Below are 17,296 nucleotides of genomic sequence, written 5' to 3' on the forward strand. Positions count from 1 at the left end.
CAGCGCCATCCGGCAAGCAGGTGTCTCAATTCCGGCCATTTTTGCAGCAATCAATAAAAGGCGCGCACTTTTCTGTTGACGTAATGCTGAAAACATCTAGAATGCGCCTCCGTGGTTACGATACTTTTACAGTATCGATGGTATGCGAAGGTGGCGGAATTGGTAGACGCGCTAGCTTCAGGTGTTAGTGTCCTTACGGATGTGGGGGTTCGAGTCCCCCCCCTCGCACCATAAATCACGTTGATATTGCTCGCACTGGGCGAAGGTGGCGGAATTGGTAGACGCGCTAGCTTCAGGTGTTAGTGTCCTTACGGATGTGGGGGTTCGAGTCCCCCCCCTCGCACCAACGAGGCGATATCAAAATAGTAAGATGACTGTGCGAAGGTGGCGGAATTGGTAGACGCGCTAGCTTCAGGTGTTAGTGTCCTTACGGATGTGGGGGTTCGAGTCCCCCCCCTCGCACCAATTATCTTATCTCCCTTCTGCAGTACCTCCTGTTTTCCCGGTTATTTGACACTCATCGTTATCACCAGAATTGCACTGATCAATGCGACACATGATGGCAGTAACACATAGTGACGTAGTTGCTTATGCCAGATCATGCCTGACGTCATCAGCAATCCTGACACAATGATGGCCTTCCAGCTTTCGATAGTGAGATCGGCAAACATCAAACCGCCAAGGATTACGCCCGGCAGCAATACTCCCCATGCACTTCCCAGCGCCCTGTTCAACATGCATCGCCCTTTCATAACGATAATGATAAACAATATCATATGATAAAAATTATCATCTGTCAGCGCGATGAATCAAAAAAGATCGCCCTTTACCTTTATGTAGAATGACAGGAATTGCCTAAGGTGATAAATTGCTCACCTGTTAACTTCACATAAAGCTTTTCTTATAATTACTCTTTGAGTTTTTTGCATAACTTATTGCGAAATAACACCTATTTATCTGTTTTAATTAAAATTTAATAAAAACGCACGACTATGACATCACACTCCTGGCGGTCTTTGGTTCAAAGAAAATATCAATTATCGTTACGTTTATTTTTATTTCTGAACGCAACTTCCGCCGTGTTCTCGGTAACAAACCCGCTCTATTCAACACGCGTGTTTTCTGTTCCTCTGATGGCTATTTTCGCCATCAGTACTGGCCTGTTCGTCTGGCACTGGAGAAAGCGCGCGCGAAAGATAAATATTCCTGTCGTTTCAGGGATATTCGGTATTTTATGGGCCTGGCAAATTGACTCAAAATTTTCGCTAATTACTCACGACCATGCGACGTATTTGATCATCGCGCTATTAACGGTGCTTTTTATCGGAACGCTGGCATTCGCCAGTAATATCAAAGCATTTACGCTCCACTCGCTCCCCGCCTTTATTGTCTGCCTGTGGTTAAGTAACCCAGATATATGGCTGAGAATGACCTATTACTTCGCACTTCCTGTGGTGGCAGTTGCCATTCATAACATTTTGCAAAGGCGCAACGATCGCTTCGCCCAGGAGTTGCTCTCCCGTCTGCTGGAAGAACGGGAAACCCTCACCGATCTCAGCATGATGGATCCGCTAACCGGGCTTTATAATCGTCGCGGCCTGCAAAGCCGTCTGGAGAATCTGCCGGCGGTTGAAAACGGCGAACATTTTGTTCTGTTGATGGATATCGACCACTTCAAAGCCTATAACGACCACTACGGCCATATGATGGGCGATCAGGCATTGAAACGCGTTTCTGCAGCCATTCGTGATGCCGTCCGTTCTCGGGATATTGTGGCGCGTTTTGGCGGGGAAGAGTTTATGGTGCTGCTGACAAATATTTCACTTGAACACGCCCGGCTGACGGCAGAGCGGATCCGTCAGAAAGTATACGATTTAAAAATCCCTCACCTGTTCAACGAAAGCGTGGCGACCAATGTCACTATCAGCATCGGTATTGCTATTTTCGAGAACGAAGATGTAGAAGGTGCGCTGGAAAAAGCGGACAAAGCCCTTTACGAAGCAAAGCACCTGGGGCGCAATAACATACTGTTGAGTGAAGAACTGCAAACCGCTTAAGCACGCGTGCCGTTAATCTGGACAAAAGTCTTGCCATTGGTATGAGCAATAGTTAGGATTGGCAATCATTATCATTTAGATTCCTATCTCAACTATGGCAACGCAAACCGCACACATCGTTGAACCACTCCTCTGGCGAGCACCTCTCACCAGCGGGAATGCGTCGCTTGCGGATGCCATACGGGATAAGATTGCTAAGACGCGTGCCCACCTGCTGGACTTTATCAGGCTTGATGAAGCGCCTCCGCATCACGCCATGACGCTCGCTGAGTGGCAGCAGCCGTCTAAACTGCAGTCACTGCTTGCCACCTATTCCGATCACATTTATCGCAATCAGCCAACGCTTACGCGGGAAAATAAACCTCTGCTCTCGCTCTGGGCGCAATGGTATATCGGACTGATGGTTCCTCCGCTCATGCTGGCGGTATTAACCCAAAAGAGCATGCTGGCGCTCTCCCCAGAGCATTTCCATGTCGAGTTCCACGAAACCGGGCGAGCAGCCTGTTTCTGGATCGATCTGCACGAAGAGCGCGGTGCCGAGGCGCTCTCTGCACAGGAGCGTTTAGAGCAACTTATCACACAGGCACTGATTCCGGTGGTGGATGCTCTTGAAGCGACGGGAGAGATTAACGGGAAGCTTATCTGGAGTAATACCGGGTATTTAATTCACTGGTATTTAACGGAAATGAAACCGCTGCTCGGCGATGAGAAAGTGGAGGCTCTGCGTCAGTCCTGCTTCTTTGCCAGACAGCTTTCCGATGGCCGCGATAACCCGTTATTCCGCACCGTTGTGCTCCGGGACGGGCTTCTGGTGCGTCGCACCTGCTGTCAGCGCTATCGCCTGCCGGACGTTAAGCAGTGCGGGGATTGCACGCTGAAGTAGTCGGGCCCGGCCTGATGCCCTCACCCTGACCCTCTCCCTTAATGGAGAGGGAACAAACACTAAAAACGGCAACCTGAAAGTTGCCGTTTTGCTTTTACCTAGGCCACCTGCTGATTGTCCTCTTCCGCATTACGCTGCGCTTCTGCCGCTTCCTGCTCCAGCAGCTGCTTCTCGTACACTTTAAAGAACGGGAAGTAGATAATTGCCGATACGCAGGCCAGAACCACAACCAGAATAGCCGCGCGGAAATCCCAGCCCAGAGCCCATGCTGCGCCTATCGGCGCCGGTGCCGTCCAGGGAACCACTGAGATAACGCGGCCAATCAGATCAAACGTCATCGCCGCCCAGGCCAGCACGGCGTTGACCATCGGGGCCAGCAGGAACGGAATAAAGAACACCGGATTCATCACAATCGGCGTACCGAAGATAACGGGTTCGTTGATGTTGAAGAAGCTCGGTACCACGCTCAATCTGCCGATAGAGCGTAAATGCGCTGAGCGACTGCGCAGATAGCAAATCACCAGCCCCATCGTCGCGCCCGACCCGCCAATGACGATGAAGAATGTCCAGAAGGCTTCCATAAAAATATGTGGCAGAGGCTGACCGGCGGCCAACGCAGTCTGGTTAGCACCGAGGTTAGTCAGCCAGAACATCTGCAGCATCCCGGAGACAATAGCCGCACCGTGGATCCCGGCGAACCACAGCAGGTGGCCAATCAGCACTGCCAGCAGAATCGCAGGCAGCGAGTCTGCCGCCGAAACCAGAGGCTTGAAGATCGACATAATCGCCTGGGGGATCAGCATGCCAAACTGAGACTGAATAAACAGGCTCAACGGATAGAGCGTTAACACCACCACCAGCACTGGGATCAGCAGGTCAAAGGAGTTTTTGATCATCGGTGGCACCTGGTCCGGCAGGCGAATACCAATATTATGCGCCTTAAGGAAACGCATCATCTCAACGCAGTAAATCGCCACCAGAATCGCGGTAAAAATACCGGTCCCGCCAAGGCTATCGACAGGCAGCGTCCCTTTGGTTTTAGGGGCTGCAACCAGCAGAAACGCCATTAACGACAGCATGGCGCACATGAACGGATCCAGCTGGTGCGTTTTGACATAATGTTTGCCAAGGTTATAGGCGATGGCCGCGCAGATATAAATGGACATAATGCCCATGGTCATATCAAACGGCGTCAGGATCTGGCCTTCAAATTGTTTCGCCATATCCAGCCAGGCGCGCGCGAAGCCCCAGGTGGTATCAGGCGAAAACGGTGGGTAGGCAAACACTAATAAAAATGAACCCACAATCATGAACGGCATCGCGGAGATAAACCCATCACGAATAGCCATCACATGACGTTGGGACGAGATCCGCCCGGCAATAGGGCTCACGTAATTTTCAACGAAACGGAATATCAGATTAAACGCAGCATGGTTGGCAGACATGGTTGCTCTCCTGTCAGACGTTTATTACCGGCGCACACGCGCCGCACGTTGTTCCATAAATCAGCTTCACAACCTTGCTGGCTTGCGTTCCAGCGGTACTGCTCAGACAGAATGATTTCATAATTGGCTCTTATTATTGGATACAGGGGACGTTACATACTCAGTATTAATCTACGCATCACGCTCTGCAACCGGTTACTGTAACCGGTTTCCGTGATTGTGAAGAGGATCCAGAAATCAGCCATCCTGGATATTTGTTACTTAAGAGATATTTACAGAGCATAAATTCTTATGACAGATTACGCAGGATATTTGTCAGGAGGAAACAATGAGTTTGCAGTCTGTACAGCAGTTTTTTGCCGACAACGCGCCGGAGATAGAGGTTATAGAACTTAGCCAGAGTACCGCGACCGTTGCGCTGGCTGCAGCCGCCCACCGCGTGGAGCCGGGACAAATTGCCAAAACCTTATCATTAAAGGTTAAAAATGAGGTGATTCTGGTCGTAGCGAAGGGTGATGCGCGTCTCGATAACAAAAAGCTGAAAGATACGTTTGGCGCTAAAGCCCGCATGCTCAGCAGTGATGAAGTGGTCACCGTTACCGGTCATCCCGTTGGTGGCGTCTGCCCGTTCGGGCTGGAAAACCCGCTGTCAGTTTACTGCGATATCTCTTTAAAACAGTATGCAGAAGTGCTTCCTGCGGCAGGCGCAATCCACAGTGCCGTGCGTATTTCTCCAGACAGAATGGCAGAGCTGACATCCGCAAAATGGGTTGATGTTTGTATCTGACTGGTGCGCCAGAACGTATCTGGCGCGCAAAATGCAGGTTATAAAAACGTCGGTTTGCCTGGACCCGCTGCTCGCGGTTCTCTCACCGGGAGGTGCGTAAGAATATCCGCCGCATCAAGCAGCCCTACGTCAGAATTTACGCCCAATTTCACCATCGCATTAAACTTATGGGCACGGATAGTCTTAATATTGCGTTCAAGCTGCGTCGCGATTTCGGGGATGGAATACCCGCATGACATATAACGCAAAATAGCCCTTTCCGTTGGGCTTAACATTCGGTTCTGACTGCAGTACCAGTGGTTCAGCATATTGTCGTTAATGCGCAGTGTTTCACTTAACAACACCCCAAGCTCCTTCTGCAGGTGCTCAAGCGTTAACGACTTACTGACGACGCCGTGAAGACGTGAAGGCGAAAGATGGCTAATCAACCGCGCCTCCATCTCATCCGCGACCAGGATAATGCGTTGAATATAGCTATGCGTAAATGCGAGATCCCGCAGATGCGCCAGGCAGTTACGACGTTCTTCTCGCGCATCGGAAAGCGAATAGATCAGCGAGAAAAAGTTAACGTGATGTAGCGCCTTCTTAAAGCCATTAAAATCATTGAACAGGTGCAGCTGGTAATGGCTGAGTTCGGACTGCGTAAAAAGATGCTGCAGCCCGACCGCACTCATCGTGCAATTTTCGATGATGGCGACATGTCTTGTTGAATCGGTTTTTTCCATTCCTCGAACTCTCCATAGGCTGACATTAAACTCAGCTCTCTCATTCCCTGTGTACTGTTGATCCAGGCATACATATCGGCATTACTCCGTAATGACAGCCGTCGCATCGCACTGTTTTTCTGCGCACTGATCGTTTTATTGCTCTTTTTCAGCAATGTGGCGATTTGGTTAATACCCCAGCCTTTGCCCAACAGACGAAGCACCTTGCGCTCAGAGTGCGTAAGGGCAATAAACTGCTCTTCGTCATCCTCAACATCCTGAGGTTCCGGAGTTAATAACGTCTGGCTTATCCGCTCTGCACGCTCGCTACCTGCACGAATAGCGTTGACCACACCTTCAATAGGTTCCATATCAGAAAGCAACGTGCTTTCCGGCCGCATAAGCAGCTCAACGGCGATAGGATAAAACGGCCGGGAGACCAAAAAGATCCAGTGAATGTCCCGGTACTGGTTCAATAAGCGGTAATACTCTTCGAGCGTGCCCCGCGGGTTCCTGTATTCGCCTGAAACATCAGCGATAATTACGTCTGCGCGGCGTAACTGAAGCAGGGTTAGCTCCTGCAACGAGCGGCAATACGTCAATTCAAAATCGGGGAAATGTCGTGCCATTACGCCCCCTAACCCGTTCTGCATGACGGGTATCCGGCTAATGACAACGCCATGTTTACCATGCAATGACAACATAGACCCTCCGTGTCCATTTTTCATTTGATGAGTAACGTTAAAACGCATCAATGTATAAGTATTTTCGTCCCTGAGTGTAAAACTAATTAATACAAGCAGAAGATGAGATATGTTCTTAGTTTAAGAAATGCCTAAACCAGCGCTAATATCTCACAAAACACAAATAAATTTAATTCTGAACCCATTAAAATAACGACAAAATAAAATTAGAATAACTAAATACAAATATTTTATATTTTCCTGTTAATAATTCACTGTATTGATAAATTCAAACAGGACATCTTTCACAATATGGGTGGATAACTGTTTGCACAAACCTTGATCTGCCCCCCAGCAAGAGCCACTGCACTTTGTGCTAAAAGTAGGCATTACGGGCCAACCGGCAACTATCTACCTTCACTTCAGGACACAACATGCAGGCAGACAGGTCAACGCAGCGCGCTATTACGCGGCTCTGTATTCAGTGCGGTCTTTTTCTGCTCCAGCACGGCGCCGAAAGCGCGCTGGTCGAGGAGCTTTCAACCCGGCTGGGGCTGGCGCTGGGTATGGACAGCGTTGAAAGCGCTATCTCATCCAACGCCATCGTACTGACCACCATTAAAGACGGTCAGTGTCTGACCTCGACCCGTAAAAACCACGACCGCGGCATTAACATGCACGTGGTGACCGAAGTGCAGCACATCGTCATTCTTGCTGAGCATAAGCTTCTCGATCTCCATGAGATTGAAAAACGATTTAACCAGATCAAACCTTTACGTTATCCGCGATGGCTGGTCGTGCTCATGGTGGGGCTGTCATGCGCCTGTTTTTGCAAGCTCAATAAAGGCGGGTGGGACGGTGCGCTCGTCACCTTTTTCGCCAGCAGCATTGCTATGTATGTTCGCCAGTTGCTGACGCACCGGCAGCTGCATCCGCAAATTAACTTCTGCATCACCGCGTTCGTTGCCACCACGGTTTCTGGCCTGCTACTGCGTCTGCCGCAGTTTGCCACAACCCCGACGATTGCCATGGCCGCCAGCGTGCTTCTGCTGGTGCCGGGATTCCCGCTGATTAACGCCGTCGCAGACATGTTTAAAGGGCACATCAATACCGGCCTGGCGCGCTGGGCGATCGCCAGCCTGCTGACGCTGGCGACCTGCATCGGCGTGGTGATGGCGATGACGCTCTGGGGGTTACGCGGATGGGCATAATAGATTTTCTGCTGGCGCTATTGCAGGACATGCTTCTGGCCGCCATTCCTGCCGTCGGCTTTGCGATGGTATTTAACGTTCCGCAACGCGCGCTGCCGTGGTGTGCGCTGTTGGGCGCGATTGGGCATGGCTCGCGAATGATGATGATGACGGCGGGCTTTAATATCGAATGGTCGACGTTTATCGCCTCAATGCTGGTCGGCAGCATCGGTATTCAGTGGTCGCGCTGGTATCTGGCGCATCCGAAAGTGTTCACCGTCGCCGCCGTGATCCCGATGTTCCCCGGCATATCGGCATATACGGCGATGATTTCTGCGGTAAAAATCAGCCATTTTGGCTACACCGAGCCGCAGATGATCCTTCTTCTGAGCAACTTTCTTAAGGCGTCGTCCATCGTCGGCGCGCTCTCTATCGGGCTGTCTATCCCCGGGCTATGGCTGTACCGCAAACGCCCGCGCGTTTGATATTTGTGTTATTCCGCTGCCGTGGAGATAATCTTTCTGGTCCGTTTGGTGAAAATAAGGAAAGGATGTGGCTAACCCCGGCAGCGAACACCCCGAGCACAGTGAAGAATCCAGCCTGAAAGAGAAAATTTTTCAGAGCGCTATCGCACTGTTTGCCGAATATGGACTAAACGGTGCCCGCATGGAGCAGATCGCCGAGAAAGCAGGCACCACCAAACGTATGGTGGTGTACCATTTTAAAAACAAAGAGAATCTCTATCTCCTTGTACTGGAATATGTTTACACCCAAATTCGCGCCAGCGAAAAAGCGCTCAGCCTGACGGATATGCCTCCCGTTGAAGCGCTGGTCCACCTGGTTGAAGCCACCTTTGACTATCACGCCGACCACCCGGATTACATCCGCATTATATGCATGGAAAACATGCAGCGCGGCCGTTTTATGCAGCAGTCAAGCTATCTTCGTCAGGTCAACCGCAGCGCGCTCGACCTGCTGGAAGGGATCCTGCGCCGGGGAAAAGAAAAACAGCTGTTCAGCCAGACGGTTGACGCCCGCGATCTTCACCGCCTGATAAGCAGCTTTAGCTTTCACTACGTTGCCAACAGCTACACCTTTACGCTGCTGTTCGAAGAGGGTGCAGACGAGCAGGCCCAGCGCCAGCACTACCGTAAGATGGCCGTTCAGGTAGCGCTCCGTTATACCTGCCCATAAAATTGCTTGCAATTAAATCGCACACTATCTATAGTCAACTCATGAACGCGAAAATGAACGACACGACCGCTGCGCTCAAGCTGGATAACCAGCTCTGCTTTGCTCTCTACTCGGCAAATCTGGCGCTTAACAAGCTGTACCGGCAACTGCTGGCACCGCTGAACCTGACTTACCCGCAATACCTGGTGATGCTGGTGCTGTGGGAGCAGGATGACGTGACGGTGTCGGACATTGGTGAACGATTGTTCCTGGACTCCGCCACGCTGACGCCGCTTTTGAAGCGTCTTGAAAGTGCAGGGTTGATCAACCGTCACCGCTCGCGAAAAGACGAACGTCAGGTCGCCGTCACGCTGACCGATGCGGGACGTCACCTCCAGAATGAGGCCGCAGGGATCCCCCATGCGGTGGGGTGCGCAGCCCAGTGTGATACCGAGACCATGCTGTCACTCAAGCAGCAGCTGGAACTTTTGCGACAACAGATTCAACGCGCGTGAGGCTATACTTTACGCGTATTTATTTACCCATATATATCGCACGCTATTTAATAGCACACATAAATGTAAGATGAGGAACCTGCTATGTCTTTAGAAAAAGTTGTTTATACCGCCAAAGCAAAAGCTACCGGGGGCCGTGACGGTCGCGCGACCTCTTCTGATGGTGTTCTGGACGTTAAACTGGGTGTGCCAAAAGAGATGGGCGGCATGGGGGGCGAAGTCACTAACCCTGAGCAGCTGTTTGCTGCGGGCTACTCTGCCTGTTTCCTGGGCGCGATGAAGTTTGTCGCAGCACGCGACAAATTTACTCTGCCTAAAGATGCCTTTATTGAAGGCGAAGTGGGTATTGGCCCGCTGCCAACCGGTTTTGGTATCGAAGCGAAGCTGAACATCCACGTTGAAGGTATGGATCCTTCGGAAGCCAAAAAGCTGGTGGATGCCGCACATATCGTCTGCCCGTACTCTAACGCGACCCGCGGCAACATCGACGTGACCCTGAATATCATCGCGTGATAACTACCTGATGGCGCTGCGCTTTTCAGGCCAATGTCTCTATCCCCGGCAAGCGCAGCGCCACCGGGGAAATCCCCTCCTTCCCTTTCCTCTCTCTGTGCTACCATAAGCCCATATCACGCCCGTAGTAATCAGTTGAGTAAGCGTTATGTCCTCCAGAATTCTGACCACCAGCATTGCTGGCATTGATGCCTTTATGCGCGACCCACGCGGTGTGTTGACCCACGCCGAAGGCGGCACGGTTGCGGTTTTTGCTGACAACGCGCCGGCGTTTTACGCAATCACACCGGAACGTCTGGCGCAGCTTCTGGAGATCGAAGCGCAATTGTCACGCCCGGCGAGCGATGTCGCGCTGGATAACCAGTTTTTTGAAGAACCGGTTAATACCCCGCTGACCGTTCCGATGGGCAAATTTGTCCTGTATGCGGGCTGGCAGCCTGATGCAGATTTCCAGCGGCAGGCGGCGCTGTGGGGCATTGCGTTAACCCAGCCGGCCACCGCGGAAGAGCTCGCCGCGTTTATCGCCTGGTGGCAGGCGGAAGGCAAAGTATTCACCCATATTCAATGGCAGCAAAAGCTCGCGCGACATCTTCAAATTACCCGCGCCAGCAACAATGGCCAGCCCAAACGCGATATCAACGCTTTTTCAGAACCGGATAAACAGATCCCGAGTGGATTCCGAGGTGCGAAATGAAGAACGTCGGCGACCTGATGAAACGTCTGCAAAAAATGATGCCTGCCAACGTGAAGCCCGCTTTCACTACGGGTGAAGAACTGCTGGCGTGGCAAAAAGAGCAAGGTGAAATTCGTGCCGCCGCGCTCGCCCGCGAAAATCGGGCGATGAAAATGCAGCGCACTTTTAACCGCTCCGGTATTCGTCCCCTGCATCAGAACTGCTCATTTGATAACTACAAAATTGAGACCACCGGGCAGATGCACGCGCTCGCCGCCGCACGTCAGTACGTGGATGAATTCGACGGCAATATCGCCAGCTTCATCTTTAGCGGCAAGCCGGGTACCGGAAAAAACCACCTCGCGGCGGCCATCTGCAATGAGCTGCTTCTGCGCGGTAAATCGGTTCTGATCATCACCGTGGCCGATATTATGTCTGCCATGAAAGACACCTTCAGCAACCGCGAAACCAGCGAAGAACAACTGCTTAACGATCTAAGTAATGTGGATTTACTGGTCATCGACGAGATTGGCGTTCAGACGGAATCCCGTTATGAAAAGGTCATCATTAACCAGATTGTCGATCGCCGCTCTTCGTCCAAACGCCCCACCGGTATGCTGACGAACCACAATATCGACGAGATGACCCGCCTGCTGGGGGAACGCGTCATGGATCGCATGAAGCTGGGCAACAGTCTGTATGTCATCTTCGACTGGGACAGTTACCGTAGCCGCGTTACCGGCAAAGAGTATTAAGACAGTTCCAGGAATCGCCAGCAGGGCGCAGGTATATACTGAAACCCTTCCGGCCCAAAACGGACCTTTTTGAGAAAGCCATGATGAATAAACAGATTCTTATCAGCACCTTTTTAGGCGCGCTGCTGATTACAGGCGCAGCGCAGGCGGCCTCCTGGCAGGAGTCCCTGTCAAGCGCAGCGAATGAGCTGACCAAAGAGAGCAGCGGCTCTCAGGGCGGCCTCTCCGCCTCTTCTCTCACCAGCCTGCTGAGCAACAGCTCCCAGAGCCTGAGCGCGGGGACGATGAACAACGCGGCGGGAATTCTGGAATATTGCGCGAAGCAAAAGCTGGCCTCGGTGACCGACGCGCAAAACGTGAAAAACCAGGTGCTGGGTAAACTGGGTCTGGATACTCAGGAACAAAAAGCGGATACCAGCTATATGGACGGCATTCAGGGCCTGCTTAATGCGCAAAACGGCCAGCAGCTTAACCTGAGCACACTCGGCAACTCCGCTCTGGCAAAACAGGTGAAAACCAAAGCCTGCGATCTGGTGCTGAAACAAGGCGTTAATTTCATCTCCTGACCTTCCCCCATTTTCTGCCACAACACGCCGCGTTTAATGCGATAGTCTTGCAACGCGGCGTTAAACGAGCGTTTTTCCTACCTGTCATCGTCTCAGCGTCCGTTTGTCAGGATGCGACCACCTTCATAAAAACGATTTTCTAAACCAAATCCTAACAACAGCACACTTTCGTGACACTAAAATTGCAGCTAAACGACATCGCTATTACATTGTCTTACCAAAAAATAAACAGTTAGCCAGCGAAGTACCTGGCATCATGAGGATATGCTGTTGTCAGAATTCATCTCTCTTATCCTTTTTCTGGCTTCTGTCGGCGTTTATGCCTGGAAAGCCGGTCGTCACACCTGGTGGTTTGTCGCCACGCTGGTAGTGCTCGGCATTTTTATTATTTTAAACATTACCTTATACGCCAGCGATTACTTCACCGGTGACGGCATTAATGATGCGGTGCTCTACACCCTGACGAACAGCCTCACGGGCGCGGGGGTGGGCAAGTACATCCTTCCGGGGCTCGGTCTCATCGTCGCGCTGGTGACCATTTTTGGCGCGCTCGCCTGGGTGCTGCGCCGCCGTCGCCATCTTCCGCACCATCATGGTTACAGCCTGCTGGCGCTGTTCCTGGCGCTGGCCTCCGTCGACGCCAGCCCGGCGTTTCATCAGATCACCGAGCTGGTGAAATCCCAGTCGCGCGACGGCGATCCGGACTTTGTAGCCTATTACAAAGAGCCATCGAAAACGATCGCCAATCCGAAGCTCAACCTGGTTTATATCTACGGTGAAAGCCTGGAACGCACCTATTTTGATAACGATGCCTTCCCGAACCTGACGCCAGAGCTGGGCGCGCTGAAAAACGAAGGTCTCGATTTCAGCCACACTATGCAGTTACCCGGCACGGATTACACCATCGCCGGAATGGTTGCCTCCCAGTGCGGTATCCCGCTGTTCGCGCCTTTCGAAGGTAACGCCTCAGCCTCGATGTCGACGTTCTTCCCGCAAAATATTTGCCTTGGCGATATCCTGAAAAACTCCGGCTACGAAAACTATTTTGTGCAGGGCGCTAACCTGCGCTTTGCCGGAAAAGATGTGTTTCTGAAATCCCACGGTTTTGACCACCTGTATGGCTCAGAAGAGTTAAAAACGACGGTTGCCGATCCTCACTACCGCAACGACTGGGGCTTCTATGACGATACGGTTCTGGACGAAACCTGGAAGAAATTCGAGGCGCTTTCCCGCGCGGGCAAACGCTTCTCGCTCTTTACGCTGACGGTGGACACCCACCATCCGGACGGGTTCGTCTCGCGCACCTGCAAACGAAAAAGCTATGACGTTGAAGGCAAAAACAACAAATCTTTCAGCGCCGTGACCTGTAGCCAGGAGCATATTGCCGCGCTGGTGAAGAAAATCAAAGCCTCGCCGTATTTCAAAAACACCGTCATCGTCGTTTCGTCCGATCATCTGGCGATGAAAAACAGCGCCTGGGATCAGCTCAACAAGCAGGATCGCAGCAACCTGTTCTTCGTGCTGCGCGGCGACCAGCCGCAGCAGGAGTTAATCGCCACCAAACGCAACTCCATGGATAACGGTGCAACCGTGCTGGACATTCTGGGGGGCGACAACTTTATTGGCCTGGGCCGCAGCACGCTGTCGGGGCAATCCCTGTCGGAAGTGTTCCTCAACATGAAGGAAAAAATTCTCGCCTGGAAGCCCGATATCATCCGCCTGTGGAACTTCCCGAAAGAGATGAAAGACTTCACCGTCGATCGGGATAAAAACACCATCGCCTTCTCCGGCAGTAATTTCCGCCTGCCGCTGCTGGTGCGCGTGTCGGATAGTCGCGTCGAGCCGCTGCCGGAAAGCGAGTATTCCGCGCCGCTGCGTTTCCAGCTGGCCGATTTCGCCCCTCGCGATAATTTCGTCTGGATCGACAGATGTTACAAAATGGGCCAGCTCTGGTCCCAGCCGCTGGCGCTTTCTACCGACTGGTGCGTCTCTCAGGGCCAGCTTGGCGGGGAGCAAACCGTGCAGCATGTGGATAAAGCTCAGTGGAAAGGCAAAACCGCATTTAACGATACGTTGATTGATACCGCGCGCTATCAGCGGAATGTCGACATGCTGAAAATCGTCGATAACGACATCCGCTATAAAGCGGACAGCTTTATCTTTAACGTGGCAGGTGCTCCCGAAGAGGTGAAGCAGTTTAGCGGCATCTCCCGTCCGGAGTCATGGGGACGCTGGTCAAACGCGCAGCTGGGTAATGAGGTAAAAATTGAGTACACCCATCCTCTGCCGGAACAATTTGATCTGGTGATCACGGCCAGAGCGTACGGGCCTAACGCGAATAAACCCGTGCCGGTGCGCGTGGGCGATCAAGAGCAGACGCTGACGCTCGGAAACGACGTAAGCACCCACACCCTGCATTTTGAGAATCCATCGCGCAGCAATACTCTGGTCATTGTGCCGCCGGATCCGCAGTCGACCAATGAAGGGAATATTCTCGGCCATTCACCGCGCGAACTCGGCATTGGCATGGTCGAAATTAAAATTGTGAGTCGCGCAGGCTAATGGTCGCCCTTAACCTTACCGTTCGGCCCACACGCATTGACGACGTTGCCGCCCTGCCCGCCATTGAGCGCGCGGCGGGCGAGCGTTTTCGTGACTACCCTGACCTCGCCTGGCTTGCCGATGGCGAGGTCATTTCCGCTGAACAGCATCTCGACTATGCCGAACGGGGGCTCAGCTGGCTGGCGCTGGCGAATGACCGTCCCGTGGGGTTTATCCTCACCGAAGCGCACGCTTCGTCGCTGTTTATTGTGGAGCTCTCGGTTGATCGGGACTGGCAGGGAAAAGGGTTCGGTCGGCAGCTCATCGCCCGTGCGGCTGACCATGCCCGCCAAATGGGGCTGAGGTCGCTGACGTTGACGACGTTTCGGGACGTGCCGTGGAATGCACCATTCTATGCGCGGTTGGGGTTTGAAATGATGACGAGACTAACGCCTGAATTGCGTGAAAAACGCGAAGAAGAGACGGCGCACGGTTTAGCGTATGAATCGCGCTGCGTCATGCGCCTGCCTCTGAGTTAATTAAAGCGATTCCCCGAAAACGTAGGCCGGGTAAGGCGTAGCCGCCACCCGGCACAACGCACAGAGTTAGAACGTTTCCCAGTTATCGCCCGCGTCCGCCGTCGCGACTTTACGCGACATCACCGGCGCGGCAACGCTTTTCGCGGAAGCGAACTCGCGTGCTTTCATTTGCTCCTGCTGAATGCGGAACACCGCTACAGCCTGCGTCAGACGGCTCGCCTGCTCTTCCAGCGCCGCCGCAGCCGCCGCAGATTCCTCAACCAGCGAGGCGTTCTGCTGGGTCACGCGGTCCATCTCTGCCACCGCCAGACCCACCTGGTCGATACCGCGGCTCTGCTCGTCAGACGCAGACGCAATCTCGCCCATGATATCGGTCACGCGAGTCACCGCATTCACGATTTCGCCCATGGTTTCACCGGCGCTTTCTACCAGCGTAGAGCCCACTTCCACACGACCCACGGAGTCTTCAATCAGGCTCTTGATCTCACGTGCTGCCTGGGCGCTGCGCTGGGCCAGGTTACGCACTTCACCTGCCACCACTGCAAAACCACGGCCCTGCTCGCCCGCACGCGCCGCTTCTACCGCCGCGTTCAGTGCCAGGATATTGGTCTGGAAGGCAATGCCGTCGATCACGCTGATAATATCGGCAATTTTCTGCGAACTGCCCGCGATGTCACGCATGGTTTGCACCACGTTGTCCACCACCTTGCCGCCCTTCTGCGCGGTTTCAGACGCGCTCAGCGCCAGGTGGCTCGCCTGACGGGCGTTTTCGGCGTTCTGCTTAACGGTTGCCGTCAGTTGCTCCATGCTGGCAGCGGTCTCTTCCAGGGAAGCGGCCTGCTGTTCAGTACGGGAAGAGAGGTCGTTATTGCCCATCGCGATTTCACTTGCACCGCTGTAGATAGCGTTTGCACCGTTACGCACGTCGCCCACGGTACGCACCAGCTCGCCCTGCATATGACGCAGCGAGTCGGCCAGTTCACCCATCTCGTTGGAGCCCTGCACCTCAATGCGCTTCACCAGGTCGCCGCTGGCGATGTGGCGAATATTGTCGATGAGACGCGTCAGCGGAGAGATCAGCGCCTGCTTGATACCCAGCCACACGGCCACAATCACCACCAGCACGGCAATCAGCACGCTGATCAGTACCCAGATAGCCTGAGTGTAAGAGCTATTGCTGTCTTCAACCGCCATCTGGTACAGCTTGTCGTTCTGCTGCAGGTAGCTCACGTACTGCTTCTCGAATCCATCCTGGTAACTCTGGGTCGGCTGGTCGAAGAAGGCGTTGATTTTGCCCGCCCCCAGTAGCTGAATCAGCTCAGCCAGCGCACCGTGGTAGATATCGTAGTTACGTTTGATTTCCAGCGCAGCGGCGTCGCTCTGACGCGGGTCGCGCGGCAGGGCTTCATAGTCAGCCCAGTTTTTTTCCGCCTGTTTCAGAGACGCAGACGCAATTTGCATCAGATCGTTAACGGTCGCGCCGCTGCCGATATTGCTCTGGTCCATCATGTAGCGGATGCCCGCACGGTTCAGGGTATTACGGGTTTGCAGCAGCGCAACCCAACTCCCGTTAAGGGTGGATTGTTGCTGACGAATGGTTTGCAGGACGGTGAAATTCTCTTTGTCATTCTTAAGAGCATTAAAGAAAAGACCACCGGATGTGAGTTGTAAAAGGCCAAATATCGCTAAAACCAGCATTAAACTGGTGACAATCTTGATACGGTTTAACATGTTTTCTCTTTCCTCAGACAGATAACAGAATTTTCGGCCTGGAAAGGGAAAACTTTACGAAAATCATCCTGGAATTTGTGGTTTTTACTCTTCTTCCCGCGCTGCGTTATGCCGGTTTCCGAGTTCAATAAACTCTTCCAGCAGCGCCGTCAGCTGTTTCATCTTCTCGGGGGTGTATTCCGCCTCAATCTGCTGATACGCCTCTTCCACCTGCGCCTGGGCGTGCTCGTACAGCGCATTCCCCTCTTTGGTCAGCGACACGTACAGCTTGCGCTGGTCATTCACCGGCTTTAAGCGCAGCACCAGGCCGTCGCGCTCCATGCGCGTCAGAATGCCGGTCAGACTCGGGCGCAAAATGCAGGTGCGAAACGCCAGATCGTGAAAATCCATCGACGGATGTTCAGCCAGCACGCGCACGATTCGCCACTGCTGCTCGGTGAGGTTATGCCGCTTCACAATCGGACGGAAGTAGGACATCGCCGCTTCCCGCGCCTGCAGCAGCGCAATGGTTAATGAATCATGCATAGCCTCTCCCCTTTAC

Annotated in this window: 19 protein-coding genes and 3 tRNA genes; 16 read left to right on the forward strand and 6 right to left on the reverse strand. The window is 52.9% G+C overall.

The annotated features are described in order from the left end of the window. The first annotated feature begins 144 nt into the window (after positions 1–144). From D5066_RS12295 to D5066_RS12305, 3 genes are all read left to right on the forward strand, one after another. A tRNA-Leu gene (locus tag D5066_RS12295) sits at positions 145–231 on the forward strand. Between the two features lie 28 nt (positions 232–259). Next, a tRNA-Leu gene (locus D5066_RS12300) sits at positions 260–346 on the forward strand. A 32-nt stretch (positions 347–378) separates the two neighbouring features. Continuing rightward, positions 379–465: transfer RNA gene (locus tag D5066_RS12305), tRNA-Leu, on the forward strand. A gap of 41 nt (positions 466–506) precedes the next feature. On the opposite strand, the gene D5066_RS12310 is transcribed toward D5066_RS12305, so the two are convergent. Further along, positions 507–776 carry a DUF1435 domain-containing protein gene (locus D5066_RS12310; protein ID WP_208861684.1) on the reverse strand — a complete coding sequence of 90 codons (270 nt, stop codon included), beginning with the start codon at positions 774–776 and terminating at the stop codon, positions 507–509. A gap of 216 nt (positions 777–992) precedes the next feature. Between D5066_RS12310 and D5066_RS12315 the strand changes: the two genes are divergently transcribed. Together D5066_RS12315 and fhuF are read left to right on the forward strand one after the other, a co-directional pair. Further along, positions 993–2,057 carry a GGDEF domain-containing protein gene (locus tag D5066_RS12315; RefSeq protein WP_119916093.1) on the forward strand — a complete coding sequence of 355 codons (1,065 nt, stop codon included), beginning with the start codon at positions 993–995 and terminating at the stop codon, positions 2,055–2,057. Positions 2,058–2,151: 94 nt separating this feature from the next. Beyond that, positions 2,152–2,940, forward strand: coding sequence for a siderophore-iron reductase FhuF (gene fhuF / locus D5066_RS12320; protein WP_119916094.1), 789 nt, complete (start codon positions 2,152–2,154; stop codon positions 2,938–2,940). A 98-nt stretch (positions 2,941–3,038) separates the two neighbouring features. Here fhuF and D5066_RS12325 read toward each other — a convergent pair whose 3' ends face one another. Beyond that, a complete protein-coding gene (locus D5066_RS12325; protein ID WP_080328961.1) occupies positions 3,039–4,385 on the reverse strand; it encodes a PTS sugar transporter subunit IIC in 1,347 nt (448 codons plus the stop codon). Between the two features lie 328 nt (positions 4,386–4,713). On the opposite strand from D5066_RS12325, the gene D5066_RS12330 reads away from it, so the two are divergent. Continuing rightward, on the forward strand, positions 4,714–5,172 hold the full coding sequence (locus tag D5066_RS12330; protein ID WP_080328960.1) for a YbaK/EbsC family protein: 459 nt from the start codon (positions 4,714–4,716) through the stop codon (positions 5,170–5,172). A gap of 38 nt (positions 5,173–5,210) precedes the next feature. Here the strand turns inward: D5066_RS12330 and bglJ are convergent, their stop codons facing one another. Both bglJ and D5066_RS12340 read right to left on the reverse strand, forming a co-directional pair. After that, entirely contained in the window at positions 5,211–5,846 is a 636-nt protein-coding gene (gene bglJ, locus D5066_RS12335) for a DNA-binding transcriptional activator BglJ (RefSeq protein WP_119916095.1), read from the reverse strand. After that, on the reverse strand, positions 5,843–6,580 hold the full coding sequence (locus D5066_RS12340) for a helix-turn-helix transcriptional regulator (protein WP_080328958.1): 738 nt from the start codon (positions 6,578–6,580) through the stop codon (positions 5,843–5,845). Before D5066_RS12340 ends, bglJ begins: the two co-directional genes overlap by 4 nt. Positions 6,581–6,993: 413 nt before the next feature. Here D5066_RS12340 and D5066_RS12345 point away from each other — a divergent pair, with 413 nt between their 5' ends. The 10 genes from D5066_RS12345 (at position 6,994) to D5066_RS12390 (ending at position 15,024) form a co-directional block, all read left to right on the forward strand. Continuing rightward, the gene (locus D5066_RS12345) at positions 6,994–7,770 is read left to right on the forward strand and encodes a threonine/serine exporter family protein (protein ID WP_080328957.1); all 777 of its coding nucleotides are present in this window, start codon (positions 6,994–6,996) and stop codon (positions 7,768–7,770) included. Then, positions 7,761–8,234: a threonine/serine exporter gene (locus tag D5066_RS12350; protein WP_119916096.1), complete on the forward strand. Its 474-nt coding sequence runs from the start codon at positions 7,761–7,763 to the stop codon at positions 8,232–8,234. The genes D5066_RS12345 and D5066_RS12350 overlap by 10 nt, the downstream gene beginning before the upstream one ends. 67 nt (positions 8,235–8,301) lie before the next feature. Then, a complete protein-coding gene (locus D5066_RS12355; protein ID WP_080328955.1) occupies positions 8,302–8,943 on the forward strand; it encodes a TetR/AcrR family transcriptional regulator in 642 nt (213 codons plus the stop codon). 41 nt (positions 8,944–8,984) lie between these two features. Beyond that, a complete protein-coding gene (locus D5066_RS12360; protein ID WP_080328954.1) occupies positions 8,985–9,437 on the forward strand; it encodes a MarR family winged helix-turn-helix transcriptional regulator in 453 nt (150 codons plus the stop codon). Positions 9,438–9,521: 84 nt separating this feature from the next. Continuing rightward, on the forward strand, positions 9,522–9,950 hold the full coding sequence (locus D5066_RS12365; protein ID WP_080328953.1) for an organic hydroperoxide resistance protein: 429 nt from the start codon (positions 9,522–9,524) through the stop codon (positions 9,948–9,950). A 148-nt stretch (positions 9,951–10,098) separates the two neighbouring features. Further along, a complete protein-coding gene (gene dnaT / locus D5066_RS12370) occupies positions 10,099–10,644 on the forward strand; it encodes a primosomal protein DnaT (RefSeq protein WP_080328952.1) in 546 nt (181 codons plus the stop codon). After that, positions 10,641–11,378: a replicative helicase loader DnaC gene (gene dnaC, locus D5066_RS12375; RefSeq protein WP_080328951.1), complete on the forward strand. Its 738-nt coding sequence runs from the start codon at positions 10,641–10,643 to the stop codon at positions 11,376–11,378. The genes dnaT and dnaC overlap by 4 nt, the downstream gene beginning before the upstream one ends. Before the next feature lie 83 nt (positions 11,379–11,461). Next, positions 11,462–11,944, forward strand: a complete 483-nt coding sequence (locus tag D5066_RS12380) for a YjjA family protein (protein WP_119916097.1) — start codon at positions 11,462–11,464, stop codon at positions 11,942–11,944. Positions 11,945–12,214: 270 nt separating this feature from the next. Continuing rightward, positions 12,215–14,506, forward strand: coding sequence for a phosphatidylglycerol--membrane-oligosaccharide glycerophosphotransferase (gene opgB, locus D5066_RS12385; protein WP_119916155.1), 2,292 nt, complete (start codon positions 12,215–12,217; stop codon positions 14,504–14,506). Then, complete coding sequence (locus tag D5066_RS12390) at positions 14,506–15,024, forward strand: GNAT family N-acetyltransferase (protein ID WP_119916098.1); 519 nt, start codon at positions 14,506–14,508, stop codon at positions 15,022–15,024. The genes opgB and D5066_RS12390 overlap by 1 nt, the downstream gene beginning before the upstream one ends. A gap of 66 nt (positions 15,025–15,090) precedes the next feature. Here the strand turns inward: D5066_RS12390 and tsr are convergent, their stop codons facing one another. Beyond that, positions 15,091–16,755, reverse strand: a complete 1,665-nt coding sequence (gene tsr / locus D5066_RS12395) for a methyl-accepting chemotaxis protein (protein ID WP_119916099.1) — start codon at positions 16,753–16,755, stop codon at positions 15,091–15,093. 84 nt (positions 16,756–16,839) lie between these two features. Then, positions 16,840–17,280 (reverse strand): homoprotocatechuate degradation operon regulator HpaR, encoded by a 441-nt coding sequence (gene hpaR, locus D5066_RS12400; RefSeq protein ID WP_023334396.1) that lies wholly within the window; start codon positions 17,278–17,280, stop codon positions 16,840–16,842. Positions 17,281–17,296 lie beyond the last annotated feature (16 nt).

Source organism: Enterobacter chuandaensis (genome assembly GCF_003594915.1).
Lineage (GTDB): Bacteria > Pseudomonadota > Gammaproteobacteria > Enterobacterales > Enterobacteriaceae > Enterobacter > Enterobacter chuandaensis.